This is a genomic window from Allobosea sp. NPDC055332 (assembly GCF_053645455.1).
The window spans coordinates 435735-449732 of record NZ_JBSHMO010000001.1 but is presented as its reverse complement, the minus strand read 5'-3'; the positions used below and the strand labels follow the sequence as shown (position 1 = coordinate 449732).

At 66.7% G+C, this 13998-nt stretch carries 15 protein-coding genes; 10 read left to right on the top strand and 5 right to left on the bottom strand.

What is annotated here, in order from left to right:
* The first annotated feature begins 12 nt into the window (after positions 1 to 12).
* A complete protein-coding gene (locus ACWIGM_RS02270) occupies positions 13 to 984 on the top strand; it encodes a carbon-nitrogen hydrolase family protein (protein WP_454024306.1) in 972 nt (323 codons plus the stop codon).
* Positions 985 to 1085: 101 nt separating this feature from the next.
* Positions 1086 to 2453, top strand: a complete 1368-nt coding sequence (locus ACWIGM_RS02265) for a DUF3592 domain-containing protein (RefSeq protein WP_454024305.1) — start codon at positions 1086 to 1088, stop codon at positions 2451 to 2453.
* Here the strand turns inward: ACWIGM_RS02265 and ACWIGM_RS02260 are convergent.
* The gene (locus ACWIGM_RS02260; protein WP_454024304.1) at positions 2450 to 3190 is read right to left on the bottom strand and encodes a hypothetical protein; all 741 of its coding nucleotides are present in this window, start codon (positions 3188 to 3190) and stop codon (positions 2450 to 2452) included. The two genes, ACWIGM_RS02265 and ACWIGM_RS02260, sit on opposite strands and share 4 nt — an antisense overlap.
* A 14-nt stretch (positions 3191 to 3204) precedes the next feature.
* Here ACWIGM_RS02260 and ACWIGM_RS02255 point away from each other — a divergent pair, with 14 nt between their 5' ends.
* A complete protein-coding gene (locus ACWIGM_RS02255; protein ID WP_454024303.1) occupies positions 3205 to 4230 on the top strand; it encodes an ABC transporter substrate-binding protein in 1026 nt (341 codons plus the stop codon).
* A 44-nt stretch (positions 4231 to 4274) separates the two neighbouring features.
* On the opposite strand, the gene ACWIGM_RS02250 is transcribed toward ACWIGM_RS02255, so the two are convergent.
* The gene (locus tag ACWIGM_RS02250) at positions 4275 to 5012 is read right to left on the bottom strand and encodes a cupin domain-containing protein (RefSeq protein WP_454024302.1); all 738 of its coding nucleotides are present in this window, start codon (positions 5010 to 5012) and stop codon (positions 4275 to 4277) included.
* Between the two features lie 343 nt (positions 5013 to 5355).
* On the opposite strand from ACWIGM_RS02250, the gene ACWIGM_RS02245 reads away from it, so the two are divergent.
* The 7 genes from ACWIGM_RS02245 (at position 5356) to ACWIGM_RS02215 (ending at position 12043) form a co-directional block, all read left to right on the top strand.
* Complete coding sequence (locus tag ACWIGM_RS02245) at positions 5356 to 5772, top strand: hypothetical protein (protein WP_454024301.1); 417 nt, start codon at positions 5356 to 5358, stop codon at positions 5770 to 5772.
* A 76-nt stretch (positions 5773 to 5848) separates the two neighbouring features.
* Positions 5849 to 6256, top strand: a complete 408-nt coding sequence (locus tag ACWIGM_RS02240) for a nuclear transport factor 2 family protein (protein ID WP_454024300.1) — start codon at positions 5849 to 5851, stop codon at positions 6254 to 6256.
* A gap of 99 nt (positions 6257 to 6355) precedes the next feature.
* Positions 6356 to 7204, top strand: a complete 849-nt coding sequence (gene pdxY / locus ACWIGM_RS02235; RefSeq protein ID WP_454024299.1) for a pyridoxal kinase PdxY — start codon at positions 6356 to 6358, stop codon at positions 7202 to 7204.
* A 6-nt stretch (positions 7205 to 7210) separates the two neighbouring features.
* Entirely contained in the window at positions 7211 to 8332 is a 1122-nt protein-coding gene (locus ACWIGM_RS02230; RefSeq protein WP_454024298.1) for an endonuclease/exonuclease/phosphatase family protein, read from the top strand.
* Entirely contained in the window at positions 8329 to 9228 is a 900-nt protein-coding gene (locus ACWIGM_RS02225) for a PhzF family phenazine biosynthesis protein (protein ID WP_454024297.1), read from the top strand. The genes ACWIGM_RS02230 and ACWIGM_RS02225 overlap by 4 nt, the downstream gene beginning before the upstream one ends.
* A complete protein-coding gene (locus ACWIGM_RS02220) occupies positions 9225 to 9944 on the top strand; it encodes an NUDIX hydrolase (protein ID WP_454024296.1) in 720 nt (239 codons plus the stop codon). Before ACWIGM_RS02225 ends, ACWIGM_RS02220 begins: the two co-directional genes overlap by 4 nt.
* A 23-nt stretch (positions 9945 to 9967) precedes the next feature.
* The gene (locus ACWIGM_RS02215; protein ID WP_454024295.1) at positions 9968 to 12043 is read left to right on the top strand and encodes a M3 family metallopeptidase; all 2076 of its coding nucleotides are present in this window, start codon (positions 9968 to 9970) and stop codon (positions 12041 to 12043) included.
* A 7-nt stretch (positions 12044 to 12050) separates the two neighbouring features.
* Here the strand turns inward: ACWIGM_RS02215 and ACWIGM_RS02210 are convergent, their stop codons facing one another.
* The 3 genes from ACWIGM_RS02210 to ACWIGM_RS02200 form a co-directional block, all read right to left on the bottom strand.
* Complete coding sequence (locus ACWIGM_RS02210) at positions 12051 to 12785, bottom strand: YbaY family lipoprotein (protein WP_454024294.1); 735 nt, start codon at positions 12783 to 12785, stop codon at positions 12051 to 12053.
* A gap of 109 nt (positions 12786 to 12894) precedes the next feature.
* Positions 12895 to 13224: a hypothetical protein gene (locus tag ACWIGM_RS02205; protein ID WP_454024293.1), complete on the bottom strand. Its 330-nt coding sequence runs from the start codon at positions 13222 to 13224 to the stop codon at positions 12895 to 12897.
* An 83-nt stretch (positions 13225 to 13307) separates the two neighbouring features.
* Positions 13308 to 13949 carry a YoaK family protein gene (locus ACWIGM_RS02200; protein WP_454024292.1) on the bottom strand — a complete coding sequence of 214 codons (642 nt, stop codon included), beginning with the start codon at positions 13947 to 13949 and terminating at the stop codon, positions 13308 to 13310.
* Between the last annotated feature and the right edge of the window lie 49 nt (positions 13950 to 13998).

Below are 13998 nucleotides of genomic sequence, written 5' to 3'. Positions count from 1 at the left end.
GTTGTCCCGAACATGACTGATACCGAAGCCGGTTTGCTGACCGTGGGCCTTGCCCAGATTGCACCCGTCTGGCTCGACCGGGCTCGGACGCTGGACAAGGTCGTTGCCTGGATCGAGCGCGCCGCACAGGCCGGCTGTGGCTTCGTCGTCTTCGGTGAGGCGCTCGTGCCCGGCTATCCCTTCTGGATCGAGCATACCGACGGAGCGAGGTTCGAATCGCCGTTGCAGAAGGAGCTTCACGCGCTCTATCTCGAGCAGGCCGTGCAGATCGAAGCCGGCCATCTCGACGCCGTCTGCGCCGCCGCGATGAAGGCAGGCATTGCGGTTATGCTCGGCATCATCGAGCGGCCGGTCGATCGCGGCGGACACAGCATCTACTGCTCGCGGGTTCATATCGGCGCCGATGGGGCGACCGCCTCGGTCCACCGGAAGCTGATGCCGACTTATGAGGAGCGGCTGAGTTGGGCGCCGGGAGACGGGCATGGTCTGCAGGTCCACCGTGTCGGCCCCTTCACGGTCGGCGGACTGAACTGCTTCGAGAACTGGATGCCGCTGTCGCGGACGGCGCTTTATGCGCAGGGTGAGAACCTGCATGTCGCACTCTGGCCGGGAAACCTGCGCAACACCGAAGGCACCACCCGTTTCCTGGCGCGGGAGGGGCGCAGCTATGTCCTCGCCGTCTCCGGGCTGCTGCGCCGATCGGACGTTCCGGTCGATCATCCGGCGGCAGCGATGCTCGCCAGTTGCCCCGACATGCTGGCGAATGGCGGTTCCTGCATCGCCGGACCGAACGGCGAGTGGGTGGCGGAGCCGGTCACCGGATGCGAAGAGCTCCTGGTCGCGCAGCTGGATCTGCGCGAAGTCCGGCGCGAGCGGCAGAACTTCGACCAGGCCGGCCATTACGCACGCCCCGATGTGACCAGGCTGATCGTCGACCGGCGACGACAGGGCATCGCTTCGTTTCTCGACGGGGCGATGTCTTAGCCTTTCCGAGAAGGGCGCGGTGGCCACGACGTAACGTAAGCTTCGCTTGATTCCCGATGTGAATGAGCGCCATCCTCGCCCTTCCATCATCGGGGGCGGTCATGGAACTCGATGTTCACGATCGCATCACGGCCGATCCGACGCCCGAGGATATCGTCGGCGCCATCGACCAGCGCGGCGACGACCCGGACTGGTTCATCAACCTCTCCGACGATGACGGCTATGTCGAAGCGGAGTTGGAGGGGAAAGGTCGGTTCCGGCTGGCCTACCATTCCGGCAAGGCGCGGTTCGACGCAGCCGAGACGGTCGATGCCGCGACGCTGAAGCGGATTCTCCTCGCCTATCTGGGCGGCGATCTAAGCTGGCGCGGCAAGCTGGCCTGGCAGCGCAAGGCCTCGCCCGCCAAGGCGGCCGAGGCCAGAGGCGAGCCGCCGGTCTGGGCGGTGGTGGCGGTGGTCGCCTCGATCGCGCTGATCTTCGTGATCGCGGAGGTGCTGCCGGAGAGCTGGGTAGAGCGGCTGCCCTTCGCCGGGACGACGCTGGGCAATATCGCGCTGATCGCGCTGCCGATGGTGGTGATGGTCGCCGCGATGATCATCAACGCGATGCTCAAGGTGCGGCGGGCCAAGGGCTGGGTGCAGGCGCAGGGGCGCATCACCCTGTCGCGGATGGCGGTGCGGCGTCCACCCGCGGGCAACGAGATCGGCACGGTCGTGAACATCCCCGACGTCGCCTACAGCTTCAGGGTCGGCGGGCAGGATTATCGCGGCACGCGCGTCAGCCTCGGCGATATCAGCGGCAAATATGCCGAGGAAGCGCTGGCACGCTATCCGGTCGGCAAGATGGTGACCGTCTTCTACGACCCGGCCGATCCCGGCGAGTGCGTGCTGGAGCGCGAGGCGCCGAAGGGGGCGGTCAAGGGCTGCGGCCTCCTGCTGCTCGTCCTGGCTCTGCTCGGCGGTGGGTTCTACTGGGCGCTGACGCAGGGCGCCGAGACTCTCAAGGCACGAATGCCGGATGCGGATGTTCCGGTGATGCTGTTCGCCGCGCTGTTCGGCCTGATGGCGCTGCTGTTCTTCGTCGGGCACCGGCGCTATCTGGCGCGCGCCAATGCCTGGCCGGTCACCCAAGGCGAGATCGTCTCCAGCGTCGTCGAGCAGCGCCATTCGACAGAGAACGGCAAGACGCGCAGGGCCTATCTTCCCGTCGTCGAATTCGCCTATTCGGTCGGCGGCAATCGCCTGCACAGCCGGCAGGTGAAGCTCGGCCTCGAGGTCTCGGGCTCGGAGAGCCTCGCGCAGGGAATCGTCGATCGCTATCCGGCCGGCGCGCCGGTCGAGGTGCATTACGACCCGCAGGACCCGTCGAACGCGGCGCTGGAAAACCCGACGGAAACGAACTGGATCCTGCTCGGCGTTGCTATCACCTGCTTCGCCATCGCGCTCTATGCGAGCCGCGTCTTCCGCTAGCTCGATTCGTCCGTGCTTTCCTGGCCCGGCGAGGCTCCGAGCATCCGTATCAGCTCGGCATAGCGCGGCATCAGCTCCTCGCGCCGCTGCATGTCGCGGTCGAACTGCTCCTGTTTGTCCGTCGCGCCGCTTTCGCCTTGCGGCGCGACGTTGCCCTGGAACATCTCGTCGAGCGCATGGGCCATCGTGCGGTCGCTGAGCCAGACGAGCTCCTGCTGCAGCGCCGTGTACTCGGTCATCAACTTCAAGCGCTTTTCGACCCAGCTCGGCTCGGCGGGGTCGTCGATACCGGCTCCTGGTGTCTGCGCAGCGGCGCTGCCTTGAGCCATGGCGGTGCGAGCCTGGTCCGACAGGTCGAGGATGACGGCTTCGTCTCGATCAGGCGTTGCCGACGTCATGGCGACCGGCGAAGCGTTCGCCCTGTCCGGAGCAGGCACGCCTGCTGATGGCGCGCTGTGCGGGAGTTCATAGGGGGAAGGCGCAGTCCGGGCCGCTACTGCGTCCACCATGACCGTCTCCTGTTTCGTCCGTTCTGGTCGAAGGCCGTCGTCGAGGCGTAGCCGGCAAGCAGTATGAAAGCCCATCTTTAACGAGCCTTGAATCTTTCCTGTCGTTTCCTCTCCTGTCGGCCTGGCATCGGGTGTCGCACAGTCTCGTGCCTGCGCTTGCCCCGCTTGCGGCAATGCGCCTATCTTCGTCGCGAAATCGCGCCTTTTACGAAGCGCGTCATCGCTCAACCGGAGGAAATTCCATGATTTTCACTCGCCGCGCGGCGCTCACTGCGCTCGCCTTCACCACGGTGCTCAGCGCCTCGGCGGCCTTCGCCCAGAATGCCGAGAAACCCAAGCTGACGCTCGGCGTCGGCGGCAAGCAGCTCCTGTACTATCTTCCGCTGACGGTCGCGGAGAAGAAGGGCTTCTTCAAGGATCAGGGGCTCGACGTCGAGATCAACGATTTCGGCGGCGGCGCCAAGTCGCTGCAGGCGCTCGTCGGCGGTTCCGTCGACGTCGTCACCGGCGCCTATGAGCACACCATCCGCATGCAGGCGAAGGGCCAGGACATCCGTGCGGTGATCGAGCTCGGCCGCTTCCCGGCGATCACCATCGCGGTGCGCAAGGACCTCGCCGACAAGGTCAAGTCCGCCGCCGATTTCAAGGGCCTCAAGATCGGCGTCACCGCGCCGGGCTCCTCGACAGCGCTGACGGCGCAATACGCCATGGTCAAGGCCGGTCTCAAGGCGACGGATGCTCCGATCATCGGCGTCGGCGCCGGCGCCAGCGCGGTCGCCGCGATCAAGCAGAAGCAGGTCGACGTGATCTCGCATCTCGACCCTGTCACCTCGAAACTGGAATCGGACGGCGATGTCGTTTCGCTGATCGACACCCGCACCGAAGCCGGCACCAAGGCGCTGTTCGGCGGCTCGAACCCGGCGGCGGTGCTCTATCTCAAGAACGATTTCGCCGAGAAGAACCCGGTGACGACGCAGAAGCTCGTCAACGCGCTGATGAAGTCGCTGAAATGGCTGGAGACGGCCAAGCCCGAGGATGTCGCCGACCTCGTCCCGGCCGAGTACCATCTCGGGGACAAGCCGCTCTACTTGACCGCCGTGAAGAATTCGCAGGAGAGCTACTCGCGCACCGGCATCCCGACTGCCGATGCGATGAAGAGCATGTACGACTCGCTCAAGTTGCTCGACCCCGAGCTGACCAACTCCAATGTCGACCTGACCAAGACCTTCATCGACTCGTTCGCGAAGAAGGCGGCTGCCGGGTCGTAAGCGCAACAGAGCTCCTTCTCCCCTCGGGGGAGAAGGGAAGAGCTTCAGCCCCGCTTGCCGCCGACCGAGATGAAGGCCATCAGGCAGGGCTCCGGCAGCGGGTTGCGCCAGCGATGCCGGGTGCCGTTCTGCACGATGCAGTCGCCCTGGCGCAGATGGACGATTTGTCCGTCGTCCAGCTCGAGCGTCATCTCGCCACGAACCACGACGCCGTAGTCGATGGTGTCGGAGGTGTGCATGCCCGGCGCGCTGAGATCGAAATGGTCGCCCATGCGCGGGACCTTCTCCGACATTTCCTCCAGCGCGCTCTTGAAGGTCACGCCGGCCGGCGGCTTCCAGCCCTCGGGCCGCCGCGGCGGATAGGAGATCAGGCGGAACATCGTGCCGCCGGGCCCTGGAAAGGCGACCGTGCCCTTCAGCATCGGGTCGGGCTCCAGGCCGGTCAGCTGCGGCACGCCCTCGGTCATGTAGAGTTCGTAGAAGGTCAGCCCGGGATTGGAGTCGATCTCCACCACCTTGGACGTGACGTCGAACGACTTGAACACCGACTTGCCGGCTGCGTCACGGCCGGTGAGCGCCCGCTTTGGTGGCGGCAGCTCGCTGGAATCCTTCGCTTCGGCCGGTTGAGAGGCCGCGGCCAGGGCGCCGCCGCCGGCCAGGGCGGAGAGGGCCTGGAGCAGTTGGCGCCGATCGCTTTGCTCGGGCTGTTGCGTAGAAGGTCGCGTATCGACCAAGGATTTGGTCTTGTTCCGCAATCGCCAGAACCAAGAGAACCTGCTCATCCTCTGCCCCCGCCCTGTTTTGATATTTGTCTTCTCGCTGTCGTGCCGAGCGTCGCTCTGCTTCAGCGAGGAAATGCCTCGTTTTTCAGTTTGGATGAAGAATTCAGCCTTCTACAGCTAGACCTTAGGCTCATCATTTGCTCAGGCTGGCGACTTGGATTCTGGCAAAAGCGGATAAAGCGAGCGAGGTGGTTCGCTTTGAGGCGTTATCCTCACGTATTCGCCCGGTCGTCGGCTGAGTTCGCTTCGCCTAAAGTTCAATTGTTTGCAGTTGTGGGCGGGTGAATATTTCGGCGCGTCTGCTGGAGGTCCTTTCCGGTGGAGAAGGCTGGAAGGTGCCTGCATGTCGCCGAATGCCGCTGCCCTGTTCGCCTTCGTCATCATGATCCTGCCGATGGGCTATCTGCTGCTGGCGGCGCCCGGTTTCCTGTTCGTGAAGCTCGATATCCTGCCGGTCGCCCGGCTCATGCGCATGATGTTCAGTGCCTATTTCCAGGTGCTGGTCGTGGCTGCCGTCATCGGAACCGTGGTTTTTGCTCTGACCGAGCGCTGGGCTTTCGTCATCGGCGTCGGTGTCCTCGCCTCGACGCTGATGGTGCGCCGCTGGCTCCTGGCGCGGCTGGATACCCAGATCGACAGCTGGCCAGCCGATGTCGGCCGCCGGTTGCGCCGGCTGCACTATGGCGGCATGGCCTGCAATGCGGTTCAGCTCGCCGTCGTCATCGGCTGCATTCCCTACATCATGGGTACGCCGGTCTGACCGAGTTCGTCTGACGGCACGCTGGACTTGCAATCGCCGCGGCGCGAAAGTGGTGCTTGACGCAAGGAGAGGCGCCATGACCGATCGCGCTGCCGTCGAAGCCCTGATCCGAGATGCCTATGCCGCGCGCCATCGCGGCGATCTCGATGCCCTGATGGGATACATGCACTCCGATTGCAGCTATCGGCTGGCTGGCGGGCCGCAGGCTGCCGAAATCTTCGTGCAACCAGACGGTGTCGAAGCTGTCCGCGAGCAGATGGCCGGGCTGATCGCAACTTATGTCTTCAGCAATATCGAAGAGCTGGCGATGACGATCGATGGCGAGACGGCCACCTTGCACTGGCGTGCCGACGTCGAATGCAAGCCGACTGGCCGTACCGGCTCCTTCGAGATCATGGACGTGTTCACCATCGCCGATGGCAAGCTGAAGAGCGTGACGCAGTTCACCGACACCGCCGGCGTGGCGCGGCTTTCAAGCCCCTAGCACCCAGGCTGATCGGGACCATCACCGCTTTCGATTTGCCTGCGACGCCGTAGCCGCTAGGTTCGCCGCGTCGTGTCGTCGAAGGCTGGCCTATCTCTCATGAACATCCTCTCGATCCAGTCCCATGTTGCCTATGGCCATGTCGGTAATGCCTCGGCCGTGTTCCCGATGCAGCGGCTCGGCGTCGAGGTCTGGCCGATCCATACGGTGCAGTTCTCGAACCATACCGGCTATGGCGCCTGGAAGGGGCAGGTCTTCGACGGCGCCACGATCGATGAGTTGATGGCGGGCATCGGCGAGCGCGGCGTGCTGGGTAAATGCGACGGCGTGCTCTCGGGCTATATGGGCTCGGCCGATATCGGCCATGCCATCCTCTCGGCCGTCACGAGGGTGCGCGAAGCCAATCCCAAGGCGATGTATTGCTGCGATCCGGTGATCGGCGATGTCGGCCGCGGGGTGTTCGTGCGGCCGGGCATCCCGGAATTCATGCGCGAGCAGGCGGTGCCGGCGGCTGACATCGTCACGCCGAACCAGTTCGAGCTGGAATTGCTCACCGATGTCGAGGTCAGGACGCTGGCCGATGCGCACCGCGCCGTCGAGGCGCTGCGCGATGCCGGGCCCAAGGTCGTGCTCGTGACATCGCTGATCACCAACGAGACGCCCGACGATTCGATCGACCTGATGGCGGCGGACGGGCAGGGCACTTACCGCGTGCGCACGCCGAAGATCGACATCAACATCAACGGCGCCGGCGATGCGATCGCGGCGCTGTTCTTCGTGCATTACCTGCGCGACGGCTCGGCGGCGAGTGCGCTCGGCAAGGCGGCGTCCTCGATCTACGGGCTGCTGAAGCGGACCAAGGAGGCCGGCTCGCGCGAGATCCTGACCGTGGCGGCGCAGGACGAGTTCGTCACGCCCTCGCAGCTCTTCGCGCCCGAAGCGGTCTGATCTGCCATGAAGCTGCGCCTCGGCACTTTCAACGTCGAGAACCTGCTGACGCGCCATCGCTTCGAGCCCGGTGGGCGGACCGAGACGGCGGCGGCGATGTCGCTGTTCCATTTCCCGCGCGCCGATGAGCGCGATGCGGTCGAGCGCTCGCTGGCGGTCGCGCTCGAGGACGACAAGCGCCAGATGACGGCGCTCGCCATCGCCGAGGCCAATGCCGATCTCTGGATGCTGCAGGAGGTCGACTCGCTCGCCAGCTTGCAGGCCTTCTTCGCCAATTACGTCCACCGTATCGCCGACCATCGCTACGGCCATTTCACCCTGGTGGACGGCAATGACCGGCGCAATATCGACATCGGCTTCGCCGCGCGGCGCGATCTGGTGCGGCCGCAGCAGGTCACGGTGCGCTCCTACAAGGGCATGAGCTTTGCCGATGCGGAGGCGTTTTCGCCCGAGATCGCCGCCTTCGGCATCGAGCCGCGCGACAAGGTCTTCGCGCGCGATTGCCTGGCGGTCGAGCTCGATTTCGGCGACCGGCGGCTGACCCTGTTCGGCTGCCATTTCAAGTCGATGAACAATGGCCGCGACGACGGCCGGCAGGCGACCTTGCCGATTCGCCGAGCCGAGGCGCTGGCGGTAAGGAAGATCGTGCAGGGCTGGTTCGGTCCGGGCTGGCGTGAGGCGAACTGGGCGATCCTCGGCGATCTCAATGGCTACCGCATCGGGCTCGGTCCGCTGGCGGCGCCGGTCGACGAGGGCGATAGCGGCATCGAGCCGCTGCTGGAGGATTTCGCGGTCGATCCGATCGAGAGCCTGCCGCCGCATGAGCGCTGGACGCATTTCCGGCGCTACTGGTCGGAAGAGCGCCAGAGCCTGATCGACAGCCATATGCCGCTCGACCATATCCTGCTCTCGCCGGCGCTCGCCGCCGCCAATCCGAACCCGGCGATGCAGATGATCCGGCGCGGCCTGCCTTATCGCGTGCCGCTCGACCCGCGCGAGGCCGACCGCTCGATGGCCAAGCTCGCCTTGACCTGCGACCGCTATCCGCGCGTCGGCTGGGACCGGCCCAAGGCTTCCGACCATTGCCCGCTGACGATCGAGCTGACGATCCCGAAGGAGACCGCATGAGCCGCCGCTTCGTCACGCTGGACGTGTTCACCAGCCGGCCGCATGCCGGCAACCCGCTTGCCGTCGTGCTCGACAGCGAGGGGCTCGACACGGAGGCGATGCAGACGATCGCCCGCGAGTTCAACCTGTCGGAGACGGTTTTCGTCGCGCCGCCGGCCGACCCCGCTCATTGCGCCGCGATCCGCATCTTCACGCCGGGGCAGGAGCTGCCCTTCGCCGGCCATCCGACGGTTGGCACCGCCGTGCTGCTGGCATTGCGCGACGCGGCGGAGGGGCGGGCTGCGGACAGGCTCGTGCTGGAGGAAAAGGTCGGGCTGGTGCCCTGCGTGATCACGCTCGGCAATGCGCGTTCGGCTCGCGCCACCTTCACCTTGCCGAAGCTGCCGGAGCAGATCGCGCAGCCGATCACGGAGGCGGCGCTGGCGGAGGCACTCGGGCTCGGCGTGGCCGATCTCGGTTTCGAGGGGCATCGGCCGAGCGCCTTTTCGGCCGGCGTCGCCTACACGATGGTGCCGGTTGCCGGCCGCGAGGCGGTGGCAAGGGCGCGTGTTGCCGGGACGTTCGAGCGCGCGATGGCGCCGGCCCAGAATGGCAACGCCTTCGTCTATTGCCGCGACACCGCGGAGGCCGGGCATCACTATCACGGCCGGATGTTCTGGCCGGAGACCGGGATCATCGAGGACCCGGCGACCGGTTCGGCTGCCGCCGCCTTCGCCGGCGCGATCATGGCATTCGACCGGCCGGGCGATGGCGAGCATCGCTTGGTCATCGAGCAGGGCTACGAGATGGGCCGGCCCTCGCAGATCGAACTGACACTGGCCGTCACGGGTGGCGCGCTGGCCTCGGCGACCATCGGCGGCGCGGCGGTGGTGATGAGCGAGGGCGTGCTGCTGTGAATGGCGTCGTCGACGGCGAGATCGTCGCGCTCGATCGCGTCGAGGCGCGGGTCGAGGCGTTCGATTGGGGCTTTGCCCGCGATCGCGCCGATGAGATCGGGGCGCATTGGGCTGCAATCAGCGCCGGTAAGCCGGCCATGTTCAACGGCCGCGTCATGCTGCAGCATCGCGCCGCGATCGAGGGCGGCGTGTTCCATGCCGGCTATTTCGAGGCCGATTACGCCGCCTTCATGAGTTGGCGCGATTTCGGCCATCCCGGCCCGGTAATCCGCAATGGCTTTGCCATGGCGGCGCTGCGTGCGGCTGATGGCGCCTTCCTGCTCGGCCGGATGGGCGAGCACACCGCCAACCCGGGCAAGGTCTATTTCGCCGCCGGCACGCCCGACCGGGAGGATGCCCGCCCGGACGGCACGCTCGACCTCGCCGGCAGCGTCACCCGCGAGCTCTGCGAGGAGACCGGGCTGGTGCTCGACGAGATTTCCGTCGAGGAGCGTTGGACGGCGGTGATCGTGCCCGGCCGTGTCGCCTTCATGCGCCCGGTCGGGATCGATCTTTCGGCCGAGGCTGCGCGCGACATGATGCTGGAGCGGATCGCGCGGCAGGATGAGCCGGAGCTCTCCGACATCGTGATCGTCCGCAATCTCGCCGATTGCGCGGCTTATGACATGCCGCCCTTCATGACGTCCTATCTCGCACATATCTTCGGGCGGGATTGACCCTTTACCGATCGAGGTTGCCGATGGCCGACGCGTCCGAAGTCCTGAACCTGCCTGCGGGCAATCCCTTCGGGCGCGCCTGGGAGACGCCGTTCGGCCTGCCGCCTTTCGCCGAGATCACGCCCGAACACATCAAGGCGGCCTATCCGGTGGCGCTGGAGCAACACCGGGCCGAAGTCGAGGCGATCAAGGCCGAAGCTGCGGCCCCGGGCTTCCCCAACACGATCGAGGCGCTGGAGCGCTCGGCCCGCGGCATGAGCCGTCTCGGCGGCGTGTTCTACAATCTCGCCGGGGCCGACACCAACGAGGCGCTGCAGGCGATCGAGCGCGAGATGTCGCCGGTGATGTCGCGACACTGGTCGGCGATCATGATGGATCACGACCTCTTCTCTCGTGTCGATGCGGTATTCGAGCAGCGCGAGAGCCTCGGGCTCAGCGAAGAGCAACTGCGCCTGCTGGAGCGGACGCATCGCGGCTTCATCCGCTCGGGCGCCAAGCTCGAAGGCGAGGCCAAGGCGAGGCTCGCCGCGATCAACGAGCGGCTGGCTGGCCTCGGCACCAGCTTCGGCCAGAACCTCCTGAAGGACGAGGCGAGCTATGCGCTGATCATCGAGGACGAGGCCGATCTCGACGGCTTGCCGCCCTTCGTCGTCGCGGCGATGGCGCGTGCCGCTGCCGATCGCGGCCAGGACGGCAAGCATGCGGTGACGCTGGCGCGCTCGATCATCGAGCCCTTCCTGACCTTCTCGACAAGGCGCGAGCGGCGCGAGCAGGCCTTCACGGCCTGGAGCAAGCGCGGCGAGAATGGCGGCGAGACCGACAACCGCGCCATCGTCGCCGAGATGGTGAATCTCAGGGCCGAGAAGGCCAAGCTGCTCGGCTTTGCGACCTTCGCCCATTTCAAGCTCGACGATTCCATGGCGAAGACGCCGGAGAACGTACGCAACCTGCTCGAGCTGGTCTGGAAGCCGGCCCGAGCCCGCGCCGGACAGGAGGCAGCCGATCTTGCCGCGGTCGCCCAGAGCGAAGGCGAGAACGCCCCGATCCGCCCGTCAGACTGGCGCTTCTATGCCGAGAAGGTCCGGCAGAAGACCTATGCGCTCGATGAAGCCGTGCTGAAGCCCTATCTCCAGCTCGATCGGATCATCGCCGCTTCCTTCGATACCGCCGGCAAGCTGTTCGGGCTCTCCTTCGCCGAGCGGCCGGAGCTTCAGGGCTATCACCCCGACGTGCGCGTCTTCGAGGTGAGCGAGACCGCGAGCGGCCGGCATATCGGCCTCTTCCTCGGCGACTATTTCGCCCGCGCCTCGAAGCGTTCGGGCGCCTGGATGAGCGCCTATCGCGGCCAGCGCAATTTCGACGGCGAGATCCGGCCGATCATCGTCAATGTCTGCAACTTCGCCAAGCCGGCGGAAGGCAAGCCGGCGCTGCTCTCGATCGACGATGCCCGCACGCTCTTCCACGAATTCGGCCATGCCCTGCACGGCCTGCTCTCGGATGTGCATTATGGCTCGCTCGCCGGCACCTCGGTCTCGCGCGACTTCGTCGAACTGCCCTCGCAGCTCTACGAGCACTGGTTCCTGACCAAGGAGGTGATGCAGCGCTTCTGCCTGCATGCCGAGACAGGCGAGCCGATCCCGGACGAGCTGATCGAGAAGATCAAGCGGGCGCAGACCTTCAACCAGGGCTTCGCCACGGTGGAATACACCTCCTCGGCGCTGGTCGATCTCGCCTTCCATTCGCTGGAAGCGCCGGCCGAGGTCGACCCGCTTGCCTTCGAGGCGAAGGAGCTGGCGCGGATCGGCATGCCCAGCGAGATCACCATGCGCCACCGCACGCCGCATTTCTCGCATGTCTTCTCGGGCGACGGCTATTCGGCCGGCTATTACAGCTATCTCTGGTCCGAGGTGATGGACGCCGACGCCTTCAATGCCTTCATCGAGGCGGGCAATGTCTTCGCCCCGGAGGTCGCCGGCAAGCTCAAGCGCTACATCTATTCGGCCGGCGACACCCGCGATCCGGCCGAGGCCTACACCCTGTTCCGGGGGCGCCTGCCGACGCCGGATGCGCTGCTGGAGAAGCGGGGGCTGGCGGCTTAGGCCGCCGCTACTCCCGCGCCAGCACGACCAGACGCGCGCCGCGCCCGCTCAGCAGGACGAGCGCGCCGCGCTCCATCCGCCAGCTCCGCGTTGCCTCCAGAGCTGCGCGGAACTGGTTCTCGACCTGCATGCGCGGCTCGGGGCAGGCCATCATCGTGCCGACCAGCGGCCCGAAGCGGATGTGCTGGTCGCGGATCGTCGCCTGCCCGCCCATGCCGTTGCAGCCGCTATGGGCGGAGACGCGCCCATTCGAGTCGATCTGCAGCGTTGCACGGACACCCTCGGGAAGCGGCCGGCCGCGCAAGCTCTCGACGCGCCAGGAGCCGGTCGGGCCGCCGACCTCGGCCGGTGGCGCGACGCGCTGGACGACGATCTCGCCGCTTGCGCCCGGCACGAGCGCGGCATGGTGCTCGGTCGTGGTGAACCAGAGCTGGCCGCGGACCCTGATCTCGGCGCGCAGGGCGTAGCGATGGCCGGGCCGGATCACCGCGTCGTTGAAGCGCAGGCGGTAGGGGATCGGTACCTGCCGACGCGGGGTGATCCGGGTGCGGGCGATGGTGCGCGATGGGGCGTCGGCGAGCGAGACGTCGAGCAGGCTCACTTCGACCACGGCACCCGGCGGCAGCGCGATCCGCTCGCGATAGGTCACCGTGCCGGCGAGCGTGCGTGGCGCGGCGAGGGCGGGTAGTGGCAGCGCAGCCAGAGCGAGGGGTGCAGCGGCGAAGATGCGGCGGGTGATCATGGTCGGCCTCTCCCTCGGTTCCTGTCGGCATTCGCCCCGCGAAGCCTGTCAGTGCCGAGGGAGCGAGGCAATCAGGTGGACTTTTCCTGTGACCGAAGCGAGGCCGGGCTTACGGATAGCCGAACTTCGTCCGTGTCGCGCGGATCTGGGAAGTCGCGCCGGCCTCGTTGCCGGCGGCGCAGCTCTTGCGGGCCGTGTCGATCTCGGCGCTGACGCGGGTGTGGACGCCCTTGGTGGTGTGGCCGGTCTGCAAATCGTTGTCCATGACCGCCTGGAAGCGGTCGACCTCGCCGGCGCAGCCTGCGCCGGTCGGCATGCGGAAGGTGTTGGGCGTGACACCGGTCGGCGCCTGCTCGGGCGAGGGGGCCCGCGGCGGAGCCGCCGTCTGGCAGGCGGCGAGGGAAAGGCCGAGGGCGGCGGCGAGGAGGGCGGCGCGCATGGACAAGGCTCCGGCTGGTCGGACCGGAACCATGGTCGATTCCGTCGGCGAGGCAAAGGTCTCCGCCGGGCGCAAAGCGAGGTTCAGCCCTGATCGGGGAGGAAGAGGGCGACGATGGTGAAGAACCCCGCCGCCGCGACCGCCAGCCAGATCGCGTATAGTCCGATCTGCCCGTAGGCGAAGGCGCCAAGGATCGCGCCGCCGAGCAGGCTGAGCCACAGCGTGAGATGGCGCAGGAAGGCGAGCTTCGGGCCGCCGAGCAGGGCACCGGCGATACGCTGCCCCATCTTGACCAGGGTGCCGGTCATGTAGGTCAGGCCGATCGTGACCTCGCCGTCGCGCTGGAAGACGGAGTTCTCGGCGCCCATCGCCAGAGCGAGGGTGCCCGCGGCGGCGATGCCGAGCCCGATGGTGTCGAGCCCGGCCGAGAGAGCGAGCGCCAGGGTCACGAAGGCGAGCACAGCAGCCTGGCGCCGATGTCCGCCGAGATGACCGGCGAGCGAGCCGCAGATCACGCCGACTATGAAGAGGAGGATGATCATGCCGGCGACCAGGATGCCGTCGATGCGGCCCTCCGCCAGCTCGATGCCGAGGCGGGTGGTGTTGCCGGTCATGAACGAGACGAAGAAGCCGCCGAGGCTGAGGAAGCCGAGCGCATCGACGAAACCGGCCAGCCCGGAGAGGCCGATGGCAAGCCCGATGGCGGGACGATCATAGCGCTGCATCGGCGCGGCACTCCGGTCAGGCGGGCCGGTCTCCGAGGCGCGACAGCCG

Coding starts and splice junctions, on each gene's coding strand:
- ACWIGM_RS02270 (WP_454024306.1), top strand. CDS start 13: ATGACTGATACCGAAGCCGGTTTGCTGACCGTGGGCCTTGCCCAGATT.
- ACWIGM_RS02265 (WP_454024305.1), top strand. CDS start 1,086: ATGGAACTCGATGTTCACGATCGCATCACGGCCGATCCGACGCCCGAG.
- ACWIGM_RS02255 (WP_454024303.1), top strand. CDS start 3,205: ATGATTTTCACTCGCCGCGCGGCGCTCACTGCGCTCGCCTTCACCACG.
- ACWIGM_RS02250 (WP_454024302.1), bottom strand. CDS start 5,012: ATGAGCAGGTTCTCTTGGTTCTGGCGATTGCGGAACAAGACCAAATCC.
- ACWIGM_RS02245 (WP_454024301.1), top strand. CDS start 5,356: ATGTCGCCGAATGCCGCTGCCCTGTTCGCCTTCGTCATCATGATCCTG.
- ACWIGM_RS02240 (WP_454024300.1), top strand. CDS start 5,849: ATGACCGATCGCGCTGCCGTCGAAGCCCTGATCCGAGATGCCTATGCC.
- pdxY (WP_454024299.1), top strand. CDS start 6,356: ATGAACATCCTCTCGATCCAGTCCCATGTTGCCTATGGCCATGTCGGT.
- ACWIGM_RS02230 (WP_454024298.1), top strand. CDS start 7,211: ATGAAGCTGCGCCTCGGCACTTTCAACGTCGAGAACCTGCTGACGCGC.
- ACWIGM_RS02225 (WP_454024297.1), top strand. CDS start 8,329: ATGAGCCGCCGCTTCGTCACGCTGGACGTGTTCACCAGCCGGCCGCAT.
- ACWIGM_RS02215 (WP_454024295.1), top strand. CDS start 9,968: ATGGCCGACGCGTCCGAAGTCCTGAACCTGCCTGCGGGCAATCCCTTC.
- ACWIGM_RS02210 (WP_454024294.1), bottom strand. CDS start 12,785: ATGATCACCCGCCGCATCTTCGCCGCTGCACCCCTCGCTCTGGCTGCG.
- ACWIGM_RS02205 (WP_454024293.1), bottom strand. CDS start 13,224: ATGCGCGCCGCCCTCCTCGCCGCCGCCCTCGGCCTTTCCCTCGCCGCC.
- ACWIGM_RS02200 (WP_454024292.1), bottom strand. CDS start 13,949: ATGCAGCGCTATGATCGTCCCGCCATCGGGCTTGCCATCGGCCTCTCC.